Origin of the sequence: Corynebacterium urinipleomorphum (genome assembly GCF_900155535.1) — a bacterium.
GTDB classification, from domain to species: Bacteria; Actinomycetota; Actinomycetes; order Mycobacteriales; family Mycobacteriaceae; genus Corynebacterium; species Corynebacterium urinipleomorphum.
Genome location: NZ_LT706963.1, coordinates 530,366 through 547,733, shown reverse-complemented (window position 1 = coordinate 547,733; position 17,368 = coordinate 530,366). Strand labels below are relative to the sequence as shown.

General features: G+C 64.6%; 14 protein-coding genes and 1 pseudogene. 10 read left to right on the top strand and 5 right to left on the bottom strand.

Translation table 11 applies throughout. The annotated features are described in order from the left end of the window. The 7 genes and pseudogenes from CZ338_RS05490 to CZ338_RS05460 form a co-directional block, all read left to right on the top strand. Positions 1–676, top strand: a pseudogene (locus CZ338_RS05490) (APC family permease); the annotation flags it as partial. A 100-nt stretch (positions 677–776) separates the two neighbouring features. Beyond that, complete coding sequence (locus CZ338_RS05485; protein WP_235839451.1) at positions 777–2,162, top strand: NAD-dependent succinate-semialdehyde dehydrogenase; 1,386 nt, start codon at positions 777–779, stop codon at positions 2,160–2,162. Between the two features lie 142 nt (positions 2,163–2,304). Then, the gene (locus CZ338_RS05480; RefSeq protein ID WP_087117250.1) at positions 2,305–2,784 is read left to right on the top strand and encodes a GNAT family N-acetyltransferase; all 480 of its coding nucleotides are present in this window, start codon (positions 2,305–2,307) and stop codon (positions 2,782–2,784) included. 170 nt (positions 2,785–2,954) lie between these two features. Next, positions 2,955–4,238, top strand: a complete 1,284-nt coding sequence (locus CZ338_RS05475) for an ABC transporter substrate-binding protein (RefSeq protein WP_087117249.1) — start codon at positions 2,955–2,957, stop codon at positions 4,236–4,238. A gap of 120 nt (positions 4,239–4,358) precedes the next feature. Then, positions 4,359–5,429 carry a carbohydrate ABC transporter permease gene (locus tag CZ338_RS05470; RefSeq protein ID WP_087117248.1) on the top strand — a complete coding sequence of 357 codons (1,071 nt, stop codon included), beginning with the start codon at positions 4,359–4,361 and terminating at the stop codon, positions 5,427–5,429. Next, positions 5,426–6,259 carry a carbohydrate ABC transporter permease gene (locus CZ338_RS05465; protein WP_087117247.1) on the top strand — a complete coding sequence of 278 codons (834 nt, stop codon included), beginning with the start codon at positions 5,426–5,428 and terminating at the stop codon, positions 6,257–6,259. The genes CZ338_RS05470 and CZ338_RS05465 overlap by 4 nt, the downstream gene beginning before the upstream one ends. A 77-nt stretch (positions 6,260–6,336) precedes the next feature. Then, positions 6,337–6,969, top strand: coding sequence for a DUF305 domain-containing protein (locus CZ338_RS05460; RefSeq protein ID WP_087117246.1), 633 nt, complete (start codon positions 6,337–6,339; stop codon positions 6,967–6,969). Positions 6,970–7,060: 91 nt separating this feature from the next. Here the strand turns inward: CZ338_RS05460 and CZ338_RS05455 are convergent, their stop codons facing one another. The 5 genes from CZ338_RS05455 to upp all read right to left on the bottom strand — a co-directional run bounded on the left by CZ338_RS05455 (position 7,061) and on the right by upp (position 14,704). Beyond that, a complete protein-coding gene (locus tag CZ338_RS05455; protein WP_087117245.1) occupies positions 7,061–10,501 on the bottom strand; it encodes a pyruvate carboxylase in 3,441 nt (1,146 codons plus the stop codon). 154 nt (positions 10,502–10,655) lie between these two features. Further along, on the bottom strand, positions 10,656–12,062 hold the full coding sequence (locus CZ338_RS05450; RefSeq protein WP_087117244.1) for an NAD(P)H-quinone dehydrogenase: 1,407 nt from the start codon (positions 12,060–12,062) through the stop codon (positions 10,656–10,658). A 179-nt stretch (positions 12,063–12,241) separates the two neighbouring features. Continuing rightward, on the bottom strand, positions 12,242–13,426 hold the full coding sequence (locus tag CZ338_RS05445) for an amidohydrolase (RefSeq protein ID WP_087117311.1): 1,185 nt from the start codon (positions 13,424–13,426) through the stop codon (positions 12,242–12,244). A gap of 177 nt (positions 13,427–13,603) precedes the next feature. Beyond that, positions 13,604–13,981, bottom strand: coding sequence for a helix-turn-helix domain-containing protein (locus CZ338_RS05440; protein WP_407919362.1), 378 nt, complete (start codon positions 13,979–13,981; stop codon positions 13,604–13,606). An 87-nt stretch (positions 13,982–14,068) separates the two neighbouring features. After that, positions 14,069–14,704: a uracil phosphoribosyltransferase gene (gene upp / locus CZ338_RS05435; RefSeq protein ID WP_087117243.1), complete on the bottom strand. Its 636-nt coding sequence runs from the start codon at positions 14,702–14,704 to the stop codon at positions 14,069–14,071. Positions 14,705–14,774: 70 nt separating this feature from the next. On the opposite strand from upp, the gene CZ338_RS05430 reads away from it, so the two are divergent. From CZ338_RS05430 to CZ338_RS05420, 3 genes are read left to right on the top strand one after another with little or no spacing between them, the layout of a single operon-like run. Continuing rightward, entirely contained in the window at positions 14,775–15,059 is a 285-nt protein-coding gene (locus CZ338_RS05430) for a hypothetical protein (protein WP_087117242.1), read from the top strand. After that, the gene (locus tag CZ338_RS05425) at positions 15,056–16,054 is read left to right on the top strand and encodes a C40 family peptidase (RefSeq protein ID WP_235839449.1); all 999 of its coding nucleotides are present in this window, start codon (positions 15,056–15,058) and stop codon (positions 16,052–16,054) included. Before CZ338_RS05430 ends, CZ338_RS05425 begins: the two co-directional genes overlap by 4 nt. Before the next feature lie 39 nt (positions 16,055–16,093). Beyond that, positions 16,094–17,332 (top strand): hypothetical protein, encoded by a 1,239-nt coding sequence (locus CZ338_RS05420; protein ID WP_087117241.1) that lies wholly within the window; start codon positions 16,094–16,096, stop codon positions 17,330–17,332. Positions 17,333–17,368: the final 36 nt, after the last annotated feature.

Below are 17,368 nucleotides of genomic sequence, written 5' to 3'. Positions count from 1 at the left end.
CGCCGGCAACCCGGAGAACCAGGAATCGATCTTCGCCGCGCTGGCCGGCCCGGTCATGGGACCATGGGCGATCCTCATGTCGATCTCTGTGCTGGCGAGTTCCTTCGCTTCGCTGCAGTCGACGATGGTCGGCCCCGCCCGCACGCTGTTGGCGATGGGCTTCTACAAGGCCCTGCCGCCGGTGTTCGCGCAGATTAGCCCGAAATTCCACCCCCCGGCCGTGGCCACCGCCGCATCCGCGATCGCGGCGGGCGGGTTCTACACCGTGACCCGCATCGCGTCAGAAAATGCGCTGTGGGACACGATTACCGCCCTGGGCCTGATGATCTGCTTCTACTACGGCATCACCGCTTTCGCCTGCGTGTGGTTCTTCCGCAAGGAGATCACCGATTCGGCGCGCGGCTTCATTTTCCGCTTCCTGCTTCCGCTGATCGGCGGAACGATGCTGCTGGCGATGTTCTTTGTCACCGCATTCGACTCGATCGACCCGTCCTACGGCTCCGGCTCCTCCATCTTCGGCGTGGGAACCGTGTTCGTGCTCGGCATGGGCATCCTCCTGCTCGGCGTGGTGCTGATGCTCTTCACGCGCCTGCGCCACCCGGCGTTCTTCCGCAACGAGACCCTGCCGCGGACCACGGCGGAGGAGGATGAGCAAGGGGAGATGCTGACGATCTAGGCAGCGCAGAAGGCACACACGATTCACAGGGGCCGTCCCTACACTGGGCCGCACAAACGAAAAGAAGAGACAACCAAAGCTCTATTACTGAAGGAGAATCATGGCTGAGAAAGATATGTCCTACCGGGTAGAGAATCCCGCCACCGGCGAGGTCCTCACCACCTTCCCCACCGCCACCGACGAGGAGATCCAGCAGGCCCTCGCCGCAACCGAGAAGGCCTTCGACGCGTGGTCCGCCACCGATATCGCTGAGCGCAAGCAGCTCGTGCTGCGCATCGCCAAGCTTTTCGACGAGCGCAAGGACGAGCTCGTGCAGATCATCGGCCGCGAGATGGGCAAGTCCCGCCCCCACGCCATCGACGAGGTGGAGCTGTCCGCCAATATCTTCCGCTACTACGCCAACAACGGCGAGACATTCGCCGCCGACCGCGAGATCGAGAGCTTCAACGGCGGCACCGCGAAGATCCGCCACCTCCCGCTCGGCGCGCTGGTGGGCATCATGCCGTGGAACTTCCCCTACTACCAGGTCGCCCGCTTCGCGGCGCCGAACCTGATGAACGGCAACACCATCATCCTCAAGCACGCGGAGATCTGCCCGGAGTCCTCCGCCGCCATCCAGAAGATCATCGAGGATGCCGGCGTGCCGGAGGGCGTGTACCAGAACGTCTACGCCTCCCACGACCAGATCACCACCATGATCGAGGACCCGCGCGTCCAGGGCGTCTCGCTCACCGGCTCCGAGCGCGCCGGCGCGGCTGTCGGCGCGACGGCAGGCAAGAACCTGAAGAAGGCCGTGCTCGAGCTCGGCGGCAACGACCCGTACGTCATCCTCGACACCGACGATGTGAAGGCCGCGGCGGAGCTGGCCTGGGAGACCCGCCTCTACAACATGGGCCAGGTCTGCAATGGCAACAAGCGCATCATCGTCATGGAGGACATTTACGACGAGTTCGTTGACGAGCTGGTGAAGCTTGCCGAGCAGGCAAAGCCGGGCACGCCAGAGGAGGCCGGCGAGAACGGCGTCTACGCTCCCCTGTCCTCCCGCGACGCCGCGGAGCGCCTCGACGAGCAGGTCACCCGCGCTGTCAAGGAAGGTGCCACCCTGCGTGCGGGCGGCGGCCTCGGCGAGAACGCCTACTACGCCCCGGCGGTGCTGACAGACCTGGACCCGGAGAACTCCGTGTATTCCGAGGAGCTCTTCGGCCCGATCGCCCTCGTGTTCAAGGTCTCCTCCGACGAGGAGTCTCTGAAGCTGGCCAACGACACCCAGTACGGTCTCGGCGGCGCCGTCTTCTCCCAGGATGCCGACCGCGCCCGAAAGATCGCCCGCAAGATCAACGCCGGCATGGCCAACGTCAACACTCCAGCCGGCGAAGGCGAGGAGATCCCCTTCGGCGGCGTGAAGCGCTCTGGCTTCGGCCGCGAACTCGGCCCGCTCGGCATGGATGAGTTCGTGAACAAGCAGCTCTACTTCGAAGAGGATTAAGCCCCGCTTCCAATCCCCCACTATGCTCCCCGTTCCGATCACCATTTGGCCCGGATGTGGGGGGCTTCTTGGTTGAGACGTAGAACTGTGATCTTCCTATTTTAGGCTTCTCTCAGTGAGCTGTTTGGTTACAATCAACTTCATGGAGTTCAAGCTGACACCCGCCACAGAATCCGACCGCACCTATATACGCCGGCTGCACTACTTGGCTGATGTGTTCGGGGACGAGTCCAAGCCGCTGGGCTGCGGCCAGGACAAGGTCAAGGCTTTCGTGGATGACTGGTCCGCTGAGGATGACGGTGGCTGGATTGCCCACGACCAGGACAACACGCCCGCGGGCGGAATCTGGTTGCGTTACTGGGAGGAAGGCGACACCACCAGCAATGCCAATTTGGGCCCGGACATCCCGGAGCTGGTGCTGGCTGTGGAGGAGCGCTCCCACGGTTACGGCCTGAGCGCCGTCCTGCTGCACTCCGTGTGCGAGCTGGCCATCGACCAAGGTGCGAAGCGCATCGCTCTCGAGGTCATGCCTGAGAACCAGCGTGCGCGCTACGTGTACGAGAAATTCGGTTTCGTCCCCACCGAGGATGACCCGAATGTGATGTACCGCGATTTGGCGTAATCACACGAAGAATCACCGAATCGGACTTTACGGGCACACAGACACCCCGTGTCGGGGGGTAGAGCATCCAGCGTTTATGCGGGAGTGTTCACGAAAAGTTTACGAAATCCCTGTTTCAAAGAACACGGTCAATAAGATTGGGGGAACCTCCGAATCTGAAAGGCCGATGCATGAAACTTCACGCAACCCGCAAGACCGGCGCAGTTCTGTGCGCCCTCGCTCTCTCCTCCGTCGGACTGGCTGCATGCTCCAACGACTCCGCTGACACCTCCAACAACGCGGACAACAACGCCGAGAAGGACGGCGCAGCAACGTCTGAGTCCGGTGCCGGCGAACGCGGCCCCATCACCTTCGCCATGGGCCGCAATGACACGGACAAGCTGACCCCGATCATCGAGGCCTGGAACAAGGACCACCCGGACGAGCAGGTCACCCTCAAGGAGCTTGCCGGCGAGGCGGACGACCAGCGCGACACCCTCGTGCAGTCGCTCCAGGCCGGTAACTCCGACTACGACGTCATGGCGCTCGATGTCGTGTGGACCGCGGACTTCGCCGCCAACCAGTGGCTTCAGCCGCTGGAGGGCGACTTTGCAGTGGACACCTCCAAGCTCCTGCAGTCCACCGTCGACTCCGCCACTTACAACGGCACGCTCTATGCACTGCCTCAGAACACCAACGGCCAGCTGCTGTTCCGCAACGTGGACAAGGTGCCCTCCAAGCCGGACACCTTCGCCGACATCAAGTCCGCCTGCGAGGCTGTGGAGGGCGACTGCCTGACCACCCAGCTCAAGCAGTACGAGGGCCTAACGGTGAACACCCTCGGCTTCATCAACGGCTGGGGCGGTTCCGTCATCGACGACAAGGGCGAGCCGACCGTCGAGTCCGCTGAGGCCAAGGCCGGCCTGCAGGCGCTTGTCGACGCATACGAGGACGGCACCATCGCCAAGGGCTCCACCGCCGCCACCGAGGAGGAGACCAACATGGCCTTCACCGAGGGCAACACCGCCTTTGCCATCAACTGGCCGTACATGTACTCCAACGCCGTGGAGAAGGGCCTGAACTTCGAGGTTCAGCCGCTGGTCGGCGAGAAGGGTGTCGGTGTGTCCACCCTCGGCGGCTACAACAACGGCATCAACATCAACTCCAAGCACAAGGCGACGGCGAAGGACTTCATCGAGTTCATCATCAACGAGGAGAACCAGCTCTCCTTCGCTAAGGCGTCCTTCCCGCCGGTGCTGTCCTCCATCTACGACGACGCTGAGCTGATCAAGGAGCAGCCGTACCTGCCGGCTCTGAAGGAGTCCCTGGAGAACGCCCAGCCGCGTCCAGTTTCCCCGTTCTACCCGGCGATTTCCAAGGCGGTCCAGGACAACACTTACGCAGCGCTGACCTCGGGCAAGAGCGTCGACGACGCTACCAAGGACATGGCCGCCGCGATCAAGCAGGCGCAGTAACACCCCCGCACTGAGGTAGGGCCGTGGTGACGCGGTCCTGCCACCACCCCGCCAGGCCGCAACGGTTTAAAATCCGTTCGCGGCCCAATGCTTTATGGGGGCAGACGTGAAGGAGAGAGCATGAGTACCGTCGTTAAGCGTCGTGGCGCTGCGAGAAACGCGGAACCGGCAACGAAGAAGCGTGCGCGAAGCGACGCTGGCAAGGCGTGGGCCTTAGTCGCACCGGCCCTCGTCGTGCTGGCGATCGTGATCGGGTACCCGATCGTGCGCGCGATCTGGCTGTCGTTCCAAGCGAACCGTCACCTTGATCCGTCGACAGGCGTCTTTGTCGAAGGCGGGTTCGCGGGCCTGGACAACTACCTGTACTGGATCCAGAACCGGTGCATGAGCCCGTCCGGTACCGTGGGCCCCTGCCCGCCCGGCGTGCTAGCCACGGACTTCTGGCCGGCACTGGGCATCACCCTCTTCTTCACCGTGGTGACGGTGACGCTTGAGGCTGTGCTGGGCATGGTGATGGCGCTGATCATGAACCACCCCTCCCGTATCCGTTCGCTGGTCCGCGCGGCCGTGCTCATTCCGTGGGCGATTCCCACGGCCGTGACCGCGAAGCTGTGGCAGTTCATGTTCGCCCCCAACGGCATCGTGAACTCCCTGCTGGGGCAGGACATCGCGTGGACAACGGACCCGTGGGCGGCGCGCTTCGCGGTCATCATCGCCGACGTGTGGAAGACCACTCCGTTCGTGGCTCTGCTCATCCTCGCGGGCCTGCAGATGATCCCGAAGGACGTCTATGAAGCGGCGCGTGTGGACGGTGCCTCCGCGTGGCAGACCTTCACCCGGATCACGCTGCCCTTGGTCAAACCGACATTGATGGTAGCCATCCTCTTCCGCACCCTGGACGCGCTGCGCATGTACGACCTGCCGGTGATCATGATTTCCGCATCCTCCAACTCCCCCACCGCAACCATCTCCCAGCTCGTGGTGGAGGACATGCGGCAGAACAACTTCAACTCCGCCTCTGCGCTGTCGACGCTCATCTTCCTGCTCATCTTCACGGTGGCGTTCATCATGGTCCGGTTCGGCGGCGCCGATGTCGGCGGGGAACAGACGCAGCGGCGGAGGGAGAAACGCGAGGAAAAACGGCGGGCTGAAAAGCAGCGCGCGGCAAACACAACGGAGGCGATCCGATGAAAACGAACCTCGGAAAAATCGGCCACATTCTCGGCGTCATTTTCATCCTGGTCTGGGGGCTCGCGCCGTTCTATTGGATGCTGGTCACCGCACTGCGGGACAAGAACCACACCTTTGACACCACGCCGTGGCCCACCCACGTCACGCTGGACAACTTCCGTGACGCACTGGCCACCGACAAGGGCAATGACTTCCTCGGGGCGATCGGCAATTCGCTGCTCATCTCGCTAGTGACGACTCTTCTCGCAGTCGTCGTCGGCGTGTTCACCGGCTACGCGCTGGCGCGCCTGAACTTCCGCGGCAAAGGCATTGTCACCGGCATCATTCTCGCTGCCTCCATGTTCCCCGGTATCGCGCTGGTCACCCCGCTGTTCCAGCTGTTCGGAGATCTCGGGTGGATTGGCACCTACCGGGCGATGATCATCCCGAATATCTCTTTCGCGCTGCCGTTGACGGTGTACACGCTCATCTCGTTCCTCCGCCAGTTGCCGTGGGAGCTCGAGGAAGCAGCGCGTGTCGACGGCGCTACGCGCGGCCAGGCCTTCCGCAAGGTGCTGCTGCCGCTGGCCGCGCCCGGCATCTTCACCACGGCGATCATCGCGTTCATTGCCACCTGGAACGAGTTCATGCTCGCCCGCCAGCTGTCCACCAACGCCACTGAACCGGTGACCGTCGCGATTGCCCGCTTCTCCGGCCCGAGCGCTTTCGAATACCCGTACGCGGCGATCATGGCCGCCGGTTCGCTGGTGACTGTCCCGCTCATCTTGATGGTGCTGGTATTCCAGCGCCGCATCGTCTCCGGCCTGACCGCCGGCGGCGTGAAGGGCTAAGTGGCCTTCCCCACTTGTGTGGCTCTTACCAGTCCACCACCGCTAGGCTGACCTTCGAGCACAGAAAGGGAATGCCAATGGCAGACAGAGAACTCAATACTGGACTCGATGTCCGCAAAGAAGACTCGGCCGATGTGACGCGGCCGAACAGGAAGCCGTGGATCATCGCACTCGCCGTCGTCGCCGCGCTCGTGCTCCTCGTGGCCGCTCTCGGACCGACGGTCCGCGGGGCTTTCGGCGCAGGCGACGAAGAGGGATCGCATAACGACGTGGACGTCCACTTCCTCGGCATGATGGTCCCCCACCACCAGCAAGCCATCGACATGTCCGACGTGCTGCTCCAATCCGATGTCGACGACGAGCAGGTCCGCGACCTGGCTCAGCGCATCAAGGACGGCCAGGAGCGCGAGAACGAGCAAATGCGCGCCTGGGCCGACGAATGGGGCATCCAGGACGATATGGAGATGCACTCGAAGCACATCGCGAATGGCATGTTCCAGCCGGAAGAGCTCGAGGAATTCGCATCGCTGGAAGGCGAGGACCTGCGCAGGACCTTCCTGGAAATGATGCATTACCACCACGAGCACGTCATCGCCATGACGCAGGGCGAGATTGAAAACGGCGAATACCCCCCACTGCGCGACATGGCGCAGGAAATGGTCGATGTCCAGACCGCCGAAATGAAGGAAATGGAAGAGCTGCTCCAGTAGGCCGCTCCCCTTTTCCACAGCACAAAAGCCGCTAGGTTCCGCACCCCGTTAACCGGGGCGACGGGGCCTAGCGGCTTTGTTGTTGGCGCTTCTAGCGGATCACAGCGACCAGGTCGCCGCCTTCCACCTTGGTGGCTTGAGTGAACGCGATGCGCTCGACCACGCCGTCCTTCGGTGCGGAGATGGAAGCCTCCATCTTCATCGCCTCAATGGACGCGATCGGGTCGCCCGCGGAGACGGTGTCGCCTTCCTTCGCCGTCACGGTGACCACACCGGCGAACGGGGCGGCCACATGGTTCGGGTTGGATGCGTCGGCCTTCTCCACCTCGGCAACAGAGGATTCGGCGTTCTCGTCGCGGACCGTCACCGGGCGGATCTGGCCGTTGACGTTGATGATCACGCGGCGCATGCCCTTCTCGTCCGGCTCGCCCACGGCGTCGAGGCGCACGACCAGCGGGATCTGCTGCTCCTCCAGGTCGCCGTACCAGACCATCGTTTCCTCGCCCTCTTTGAGGCCGTAGAAGAAGGTCTTGTCCGCCAGCTGGTCGGTGAAGCCGTAGGTGCGTCGGTGCTCCAGGAACTCTGCGTACTGCTTCGGGAACAGCAGCTTGTCCAGGCTGGAGCGGCGCGTGCGGTGGTCCTCGGACTCGAGGCCCTCAGCCAGGTCTGCGGGAACCTCGGTGAGCTGCGGGGTCTCCTTGCGGCCGCCGAGAGCGCGGTCGCGCAGCTCCGGCCAACCTCCCGGAGGCGTGCCCAGCTCGCCGCGGAGGAAGCCGATCACAGAATCCGGGATGTCGAATTTCTGCGGGTCCGCGGCGAAGTCGGCCGGGTCCACGCCAGCGCCGACGAGGTGCAGGGCCAGATCGCCCACGACCTTGGAGGACGGGGTGACCTTGGTCGGGCGGCCGAGCATCTCGTTCACGGCGGCGTAGTAGTCCTCGATGAGCTCGAAGCGGTCGCCCAAGCCGAGCGCCACTGCCTGCGTGCGCAGGTTGGACAGCTGCCCGCCCGGGATCTCGTGGCGGTAGACGCGGCCGGTCGGGCCCGGGATGCCGGACTCGAACGGTGCGTAGAGCTGGCGCACGCCCTCCCAGTACGGCTCGAGGCTGCTCACGGCCTCAAGTGACAGGCCGGTGTCGCGCTCGGTGTCGGCGAAGGCCGCGACGAGCGCAGACATCGACGGCTGCGAGGTCGTGCCGGCCAGCGGCGCGGAGGCGACATCCACCACGTCGGCGCCGGCGTTAGCGGCGGCGAGGTAGGTGGCCAGCTGACCACCGGCGGTGTCGTGGGTGTGCACGTGCACGGGCAGGTCGAATCGTTCGCGCAGCGCGGTGACCAGCTTGGCGGCCGCGGCCGGGCGCATGAGTCCCGCCATGTCCTTGATGGCCAGAACATGGGCGCCAGTGCCCACGATCTCCTCGGCCAGGCGCAGGTAGTAGTCCAGCGTGTACAGGTCCTCGGCCGGGTCCATGAGGTTGCCCGAGTACGCCATGGCGACCTCGGCCACGGTAGTCTGGGTCTCCAGGACGGCGTCGATGGCGGGGCGCATCTGGGAGACGTCGTTAAGCGCGTCGAAGATGCGGAAGATGTCCACGCCGGTCGTTGCTGCTTCCTTCACAAACGCGTTGGTCACGGACTCCGGGTACGGCGTGTAGCCGACCGTGTTGCGGCCGCGCAGGAGCATCTGGATGTTCATGTTCGGCATCGCGTCGCGCAGCTCCTCCAGGCGCGTCCACGGCGATTCGTGGAGGAAGCGCATGGCCACGTCGTACGTCGCACCGCCCCATGCCTCGACGGAGACAAGCTCCGGGGTGAGGTGGCCGACGTGCTTCGCTGCGGCGACAAGCGTGTTCGTGCGTACGCGTGTGGCCAGCAGCGACTGGTGCGCGTCTCGGAAGGACGTGTCGGTCACGCCGAGTGCCTTCTGCTCGCGCAGCTTGGCGGCCCATTTCTCCGGGCCGAGTTCAAGCAGCTCATCGCGGGCACCGCGGGGCGTGGACTCGTAATCCAGCTTGGGCAGCTTGTCCGTCGGGCGGATATTCGTCGGCCGCGGGCCGTTCGGCTGGTTCACCGTCACCCACGCCAAGTACTCCAGGATGCGGCCAGCCTCATCCGGGGCGGCCGGCGCCTCGAGCAACAGCGGGTGGTCCGCAATGAAGCTCGTGGAAATGCGCTTGTTGGTGAAGTCCGGTTCGGAGAGCAAGGCGCGCAGGAAGCCAATGTTGGTGGACACGCCGTTGACCTCGAATTCGTTGAGCGCGCGGCGGGCACGCGCCACAGCGGTTTCGAAGTCTTTGCCACGGCATGTCATTTTCACCAGCAGCGAGTCGAAGTTCGGGGTGATCTCCGATCCGACGGAGATGTTTCCGTCCAGGCGCACGCCCGCGCCGCCCGGGGAACGGTAACCGGTGATCAAGCCGGAGTCCGGGCGGAAGCCGTTGTTCGGGTCCTCGGTGGTGATGCGGCACTGCAGCGCCGCGCCCGTCAGCGTCACCTCGTCCTGGCGCAGGCCCAGCTGCTCCAGGCTCGCGCCCGCTGCGATGTGCATCTGGGATTTCACGATGTCCACCCCGGTGACTTCCTCCGTCACCGTGTGCTCCACCTGCACGCGCGGGTTCATCTCGATGAAGACGTGGTTGCCGTTCTCGTCCACGAGGAACTCGACGGTACCGGCGCCCTGGTAGTTGATGTGGCGGCAGAAGTTCACCGCGTCGTTGCAGATGCGCTCGCGCTGTTCGTCGGTGATGTGCTGCGCAGGGGCGATCTCCACGACCTTCTGGTGGCGGCGCTGCACGGAGCAGTCGCGCTCGAACAGGTGGATCACGTCGCCGGTGGAATCCCCAAGGATCTGCACCTCGATGTGCTGCGGGTTGATCACAGCCTTTTCCAGGTACACATTCGCATCGCCGAACGCGGCCTCAGCCTCACGGGACGCTTCCGCAGCCAGCGCGGCCAGGTTTTCGCGCTTATCGACGAAGCGCATGCCCCTTCCGCCGCCACCCGACACAGCCTTCACGAACACCGGGAATTCGAAGTCGTCGGCCCAGCCGACCAGTTCATCGATATCCGTGGTGGCCTCGGAGTCCTTGAGCACCGGAAGGCCGGCCTCCTCGGCGGCGCGGACTGCGGCAGCCTTGTCGCCGGTCAGGTCCAGTGTCTCGGCGGTCGGGCCAATGAAGGTGATGCCGCGCTCTTTGCAGGCTCGCGCCAGGTCAGCACGCTCCGACAGGAAGCCGTAGCCCGGGTAGACCGCATCTGCTCCGGTCTTCTCCGCGGCGCGAATGATCTCGTCGATAGACAGGTAGGCGCGGACCGGCTGGCCCTCCTCGCCGATCTGCACAGCCTCGTCCGCGAACGGGCGGTGGAACGAGTGGCGGTCTTCGCGCGGGTACACGGCGACCGTTTTGGCCCCGGTCTCAAACGCCGCACGGAAGGCACGCACCGCGATCTCGCCGCGGTTGGCAACCAGAATCTTCTTGAAGGTGGGCAGGTGGGCCGAATCGGTGCCCGCCGAAAGATCAGGACCGGACATAGTGGTCTCCCTTGATCAGAAATAAGCAATTGCAGAACTGATCTTAAAGCCTTCCGCGACATCCAGGCCCAGCAGGCTCAGCGAATTGCCAGCTAGTCGCAGCCGGTGTCGCGAAGATCACCTTCGAGCGAAAAGTGCCCCATGTGGGGAATGATTAGTTCAGGTCCGTCTTGTGCACGAGGCGGCGGGCAGCCTCGGTGATGGAGCCCGACAGCGACGGGTAGACGGCCATGGAGTTGGCCACATCCTCGACGGTGAGGTTGTTGGTCACAGCGATGGTGAGCGACAGGATCAGCTCGGACGCGGTCGGGGCGACGATCACGCCGCCGAGCACCTGGCCGGAGCCCTTGCGGGCGAAGATCTTCACAAAACCAGACGTCAGGGAGCGCATCTTTGCGCGAGGGTTGGTGGCCAGGTCGAGTTTGATGATGTCAGCGTTGTACTCGCCGTTGTGGATCTGTGCCTCGGTGATGCCCACAGCCGCGATCTCCGGGCGGGTGAACACGGCGTTGCCCACTGTGCGGATGCGCAGCGGCTCCACACCCTCGCCGAGTGCGTGGTACATGGCGATGCGGCCCTGCATCGCGGCCACGGATGCCAGCGGCATGAGGTCGGTGCAGTCGCCCGCCGCGTAAATACCGGAAACGTTGGTGCGGGAAACGCGGTCCACGTGGATGTGGCCCGACGGGGTGACGTCCACGCCCTGTGACTCTAGCTGCAGGTCCTTGGTGTTGGGGATGGAACCGATGGACATCAGGCAGTGGGAGCCGGTGATCTCGCGGCCGTCGCTGGTGCGGACGATGACGCCGTCGCCGGTGTTCTCCACACTGTCCACGCGGGCATCCTTCACCAGGGTCACGTCGCGGTTGGACAGAACCTGCTCCAGGACATCGGCGGCGTCCGCGTCGTCGTGCGGGAGAATGCGGTCGGAAGAGCCCACCATGGTCACCTTCACGCCCAACTCCGCGTAGGCGGAGACGAACTCCGCACCAGTCACACCGGAACCGACCACGACGAGGTGCTCCGGCCTCTCAATCAGGTCGTACATCTGCTGCCAGTTGAGAATGCGGCGGCCATCCGGCTTAGCCTTCGGCAGGACGCGCGGGGATGCGCCGGTGGAGATGAGGACCATGTCGCAGTCGATGGTTTCCACGGTGCCGTCGATAAGCTCGACCTCGACGCGGTGCGTGGTGTGGCCCTCCTGCTTGGCGGCGAAGCGGCCGCGGCCGTTGACCACGCGCACGCCGGCACGCTCGACCTGGGCGCGAATGTCGCGCGACTGCTCTGAAGCGAGCGCAACCACACGGTTATTCAGAGCCGGGACCGACAGGTTCACGTCGCCGAGCCCGTGCTTCAGCCCCATCGCGTCGGCGCGGCGGAGGTCCGTCTTGATGTTCGTGCCTGCGATGAAACCCTTCGACGGGACGACATCGCGCAAAATGCCCGAGCCGCCGACACCGAGGTGCTCGACCAACGTGATGTCCGCGCCGTAGGAACTGCCCACGAGAGCTGCCTCGTAGCCGCCCGGGCCGCCGCCGATGATCACGATCTTTTTGGACACGCGTGTCTCCTTTGCGCTTCGCGTCTGCTTTTACCAGCTTCAGGGTTACCGGGAGTCCACTGTAGCTGTCGACCTCACGCGTCGCCGTCTGGGAGGGTTGAGTCGGGCGATCATCGCGCGGCACGATGCGACGCCGCGGTGCACATGGGTTACGGGCGGATACAGCGGTTTACGGGAATCTACAGTGAGGACGCGTCCACGAGACCGCCGTCGTAACGCTCCACGATGGAACCGAAGAGGCGCACACCGACATCGATGCAGCGCTCGTCGATCACGATGTCGCCGCGGTGCAGGTCGTATTTCGGCCCCGAGCCCTGCCAGCAGCCGAGGCGCGCCATGGAACCCGGGACATGCTCGAGATACCAGGAGAAATCCTCACCGCCGCTGGACTGCGGAGCCTGCACCACCGCGTGCGGGTCGACGGACTGGGCCGCGCCGGCAAGTGCGGCGGTGGCCACGTCGTCGTTCATCACCGGAGGGACACCCCTGGTGTAGGACAGCTCGTACTCGCAGCCGGTGGGGGCCACGACATCGCCGATGAGGTCGCGCATCAGCGGCTCCAACGACCGCCACGTCCTGATGTCCTGGGTGCGGATCGTGCCGGAGATACGCCCCGTCTTGGGCACGGCATTGGCTGCGAAGCCGGCTTCGATCTGGCCGAAGACCAAAACGGTGCCCGTGCGGGGATCGATCCGGCGTGACAGAAGCCCAGGCAGTTGCGTGACCAGGCTGCCCAGGGTGTACACCACATCGGCGGTGAGATGCGGGCGGGAGGTGTGGCCGCCGGGACCAGTGACGTCGATACGCAACACGTCTGCAGCGGATGTGATGGCACCGGTGCGCACCCCGATCTGGCCGACACGCAGCTTCGGTTCCGCGTGGACGGCGTAGATGCACGCCACCCCGTCGAGGCCGCCCCATTCGATGACATCCCGTGCGCCGCCGTCCATCACTTCTTCAGCTGGCTGGAAGATGATGCGGATGCCGAACGGCAGGTCAACCTCAGCCAGCGCGCAAGCTAGCGCCAAGCAGATGGTGGTGTGCACATCGTGTCCGCAGGCGTGAGACATCCCCGGGGTGCGCGACGCGAACGGCAGCCCGGAGACCTCCTCGACCCGAAGTGCGTCGATGTCCGCCCGGAAGCCTAGGCGCTCCCCGTCTTCCGGGCCGAGGTCGACATACAAGCCCGTTTCCGGGAACAAGTGCGGCTCGAGCCCATGGTCCGTGAGCACGCCCGCGATGAACTGGGTCGTGTCAATCTCGTTGTGGGATAGCTCCGGGTGCGAGTGCAGGTGGCGGCGCCAACCGATGACTTCCTCGCGGTGCACCGCCAACCACGCGTCGACCTGAGCCGCTAAACCCACGCTGCCACTCCCCTTCGCCTCGACGATTGTGCAATGCGCGCTGTGCACCGGATTGCGCCGGAGCTTCACTGGCACGCATTTTCCTTGAGCGTCTTTGTATGCGTGGAAGTCTACAACTAGACCAAGCTGTACAGTTAGTCGGGGGCAAAAAGAACCACTCAGGCCGAACCGTTCAGGCTACGGTGCGGGCGTGAAAGGCTGTGTGTCCTCGGGTCTAGCCGGCCACGAGACAGAGGTGTTCAGAACACCCGGCCCGTCCCCGACTGCGCGCTCGATCGCCTCCCAACACATGCCTCCGACCTCTTCCCCCGCCGCCGGCAACAACACCGCTGGCGGCACGCGCAACGCGTACGACAGACGGTAAATGGTGCTCATAGTGGGATCCGACGACCCCTCTGAACTGGAGTGATTCCGTTCCAGATTAGACACCAGGCTGCGCGAGAGCCCCGCTAATTCCGCCAGTCTGACCTGACTGATTCCCCGCATATCCCGCAGCGACCGCAGCCGCGCCGACAAGCTGTACCCGAAACTCGCCCAGTGCCCCGAAGGCAACACTTCGTCCACTTGTCCCCCTTAAATTTTTAAGTTTCCCCTCGAGTCGGAGGATAGCGGAGGGCACGGAGGGTCGCCACAGATAGAGTCCTACAGGTGAATGTTGCGCGGCCCGTAGAGCCGGTCGCCCGCATCGCCCAAGCCCGGCACGATGTATGCGTCATCGTTGAGCGCCGGGTCCACCGCCGCCGTGATCAGACGCAGCGGAACACCCATCTCCTTCAGCCGGTCCACGCCCGGCTGCGCGGAAACCACGCAGATCACGGTGATGTCGTCCGCGCCACGGGCCGTGAGCAAATCAATGGCGTGCACAAGGGAACCTCCGGTGGCCAGCATCGGATCGACCAAGTACACCGGCTGCCCGGACAGATCATCCGGCAAGGCCTCGAGGTACGGAACAGGTTCGTGGGTCTCCTCGTCGCGCGCCAGGCCGATGAAGCCGACTTGCGCGTCGGGGATCATCGACAGCGCAGGATCCACCAGCCCCAGACCCGCACGGATCACCGGCACGATGATCGGCGGATTCTTCAGCCGTGTGCCCTCCGCGGTACCGACCGGGGTGATGCACTCGTACGTCTCCACCTCGAGGTCGCGCGACGCCTCGTACACGAGCATCGCCCCCAAGTCCGACAAGGCCGCGCGGAAACCCGAATTATTCGTGCGCTCGTCGCGCAAACGGGTCAAACGTGCTTGGGCCAGCGGGTGATCGATGATCGTGATGTCCATAGATAGACATGCTATCGCGGAATTTTCCCGTCGATGGAACCGGACGGCGCTTCGAGCAGTCCAATAGAACATGGACATTCTGAATCTGGATACTGCCGCCGCCGAAATCGATCTCGCGTCGCTACGCGCCGACGCCAACGCGCTCATCCCCACGTCGCTGCCGCCTCTGCCTGCCCACGAGGCGCTCGCCGACCTCGCCGACGCTCTCACCCGCGCAGTCGATGTCGCGAACGACCAAGCAGTTCTACTCACGCGGGAGGCCCACCGGGTGGCCGACAACATGACGGTATTCAGCGACAAGGCATCGCTTATCGACGTCGCATCTGCCCACCACCTCACCTCCCTCCTCCCATGACCGCCGCGCTGAACTCCACGGGACTCATGCCCGTTCTCGCCTCCGCCGGCTCCACACTCATCGAGCCGGCGCTGTCCGCCATCCTCGGATCAGCCCCTGCTCCGCTACCCGACATTTCCGTCGGCGCGACACCCGCCTTCGGCGCTGCTGCACCGCTGGCCGCAATAGTGGGCGCGGATCCGGGCCGGCTACTCAGCGCCGCGAAGAATCTCGCCGCCGACCGCGGGGAGATTGAGGCAGTGATCGGGGAAGCCATTCCACTGATCGCCCACGCCGCCGCTGGCATTATCGCGACCGGCCAGCAGTTCCTCGCTTCCGCGGTGTCACTGTTGCCGGGGTTGCTCGCGGGGCCGGCCGGTTTCAGCGCAGCCCTGTCAATAGCGGCGTTGGCGGAGGGGGCGCTGGGGGACGTCGATAAGCAGCTCGGCGAGTTACGCTCTGCGCTGGAGCCTCTCGTCGCGCGTCTGCATGCCCTCGTCGCCGCCGCGACGGAGCGCGACCCTCTCGTGCCTTCAGCATCTGCGCAGGCCGCGGGTGAAGAGCTGCGCGCAACAACACATCCGGCCGCTGTCGAGACTGCCGATGCCCCCGAAGCTCCCGATGCTGTTCCCGATGCGCCCGCACCCGTCCCCGCACCTTCAACGGGCGGCAGCGAAGCGGGTCACGCCGCCGTCGAAGCCGCGAAATCAATGGTGGGAACCCCGTACGTGTGGGGCGGCAACGCACCCGGCGGATTCGACTGCTCCGGACTGACATCGTGGGCGTACAGCCAAGCCGGGGTAGACATTCCGCGCACCGCAGAGAATCAAGCCACAGGCCGACAAGTCAGCTACGAAGAACTGCAGACCGGCGACCTCGTCGTCTGGTCCGGGCACGTGGCCATGTACGCCGGTGACGGAATGATGGTGGAAGCGGGTGATCCGGTGCAAATGAACCCGGTGCGCACCTCCAACATCGGCATGCCGTTCAAAGGGTTCTGGCGGCCGACCGCCTAGCGCCGAGTTTTGCGCGCGGGTTTAGTAAGGTGAATGCCCATGAATACGCGCGCGATTCTCCCCGTGAAGATCTCGTTGACGGAGGGCGACTTCTACACGCTCTGGGCCCCGACCTGGCGCCAAGGCGGCACCGAGTGGCAGGCATTCCTCGGCGACGCCGACGATGTCCTGGTGTTCACGAGCCCCGAAGCGATGCTGGTGTATTTGGAGGACAACACCAACCACGACCTCGTCGACCACCCGAAGTGGGATGCGTTCCAGGCCGGCGGAGAGGACCGCGTCGTGCCCGGCGAGAAGAACGAGTACGACATCATCGGCCTGCCGTCCTACCTCGCCGGCCGCCCGAGCCACGAGAATGTCTCCGCGGTCTCGCGCACGTTCCAGATTTCGCGCTCGCTGGCCGATGTCGCCAGCGCCCAAGACGCCTCCATCTTCTTCGCGTCCCACTCCATCCTGAACAACGTCCACCGGGGCCACGAGCACTTCGCCGGGCAGAGCGGCCTCGACGAATGGTCAGGTGTCGGCCGCGCAGTGCTGACCAACTGGGAGAACGTGGTCGCATCCCTCGACGAGGCCGTCCGCATCGTCGGCGACGACGAACTCGACTCAGGCCGGGTCTCCGCAGCCGCCGAGGACATCGCCGCCGCCACTGCCGTCCGCGAAGAGCAGCGCGCCAAGGCTGAGAAAGAAGCCGAGGAAGCACGCGCCGCCGCCGACCCCTACGACACCTCCGCGTGGGCCGATGCCGGCATCGACCCAGTGAAGATCGCCATCCAGGGCAAGGGCGTGTACACCATGCGCACCTACGTGGGCGACTCCCCTGTTTTCCTGGGCAAATTCGGCGAGATCTTCACCTTCCCCACCGCAAAGCACATGCTGCGGTGGATCGTCGACAACGAGGACCACGACCTCGCCCGCGTGAGCACCTGGACCGACCTTCAAGCCCAGGCCAACGCCGGCGAGCTCGAAGTGACCATCCACCCCGATAACTCTTACTCGCTCAACGGCATCGCCTCCGACATCGAAAAGGGTGTTGACGCCGTGGATACCCAGCAGATGACCAAGGCCTACGAGCTCATGGCCGACGCCGCTGACTGGGCCGACGACGACTCCCTGAACTCCTACTTGCTGTCCAATCCCCGCATGCAGGACTACCTCGCCTACATGATGGGCTCCACCGAGGCTGCCGGCTACGTTCCCTCCGCCCCGTTCAACGACAAGGCAGACGGCTGGCGCGAGCTTGAGGAGATGCTGGTCAAGCGTTTTTCCAAGTTCTAGGCGACAAACGCATAGCCCGCCCGGATTCCCCTTCGG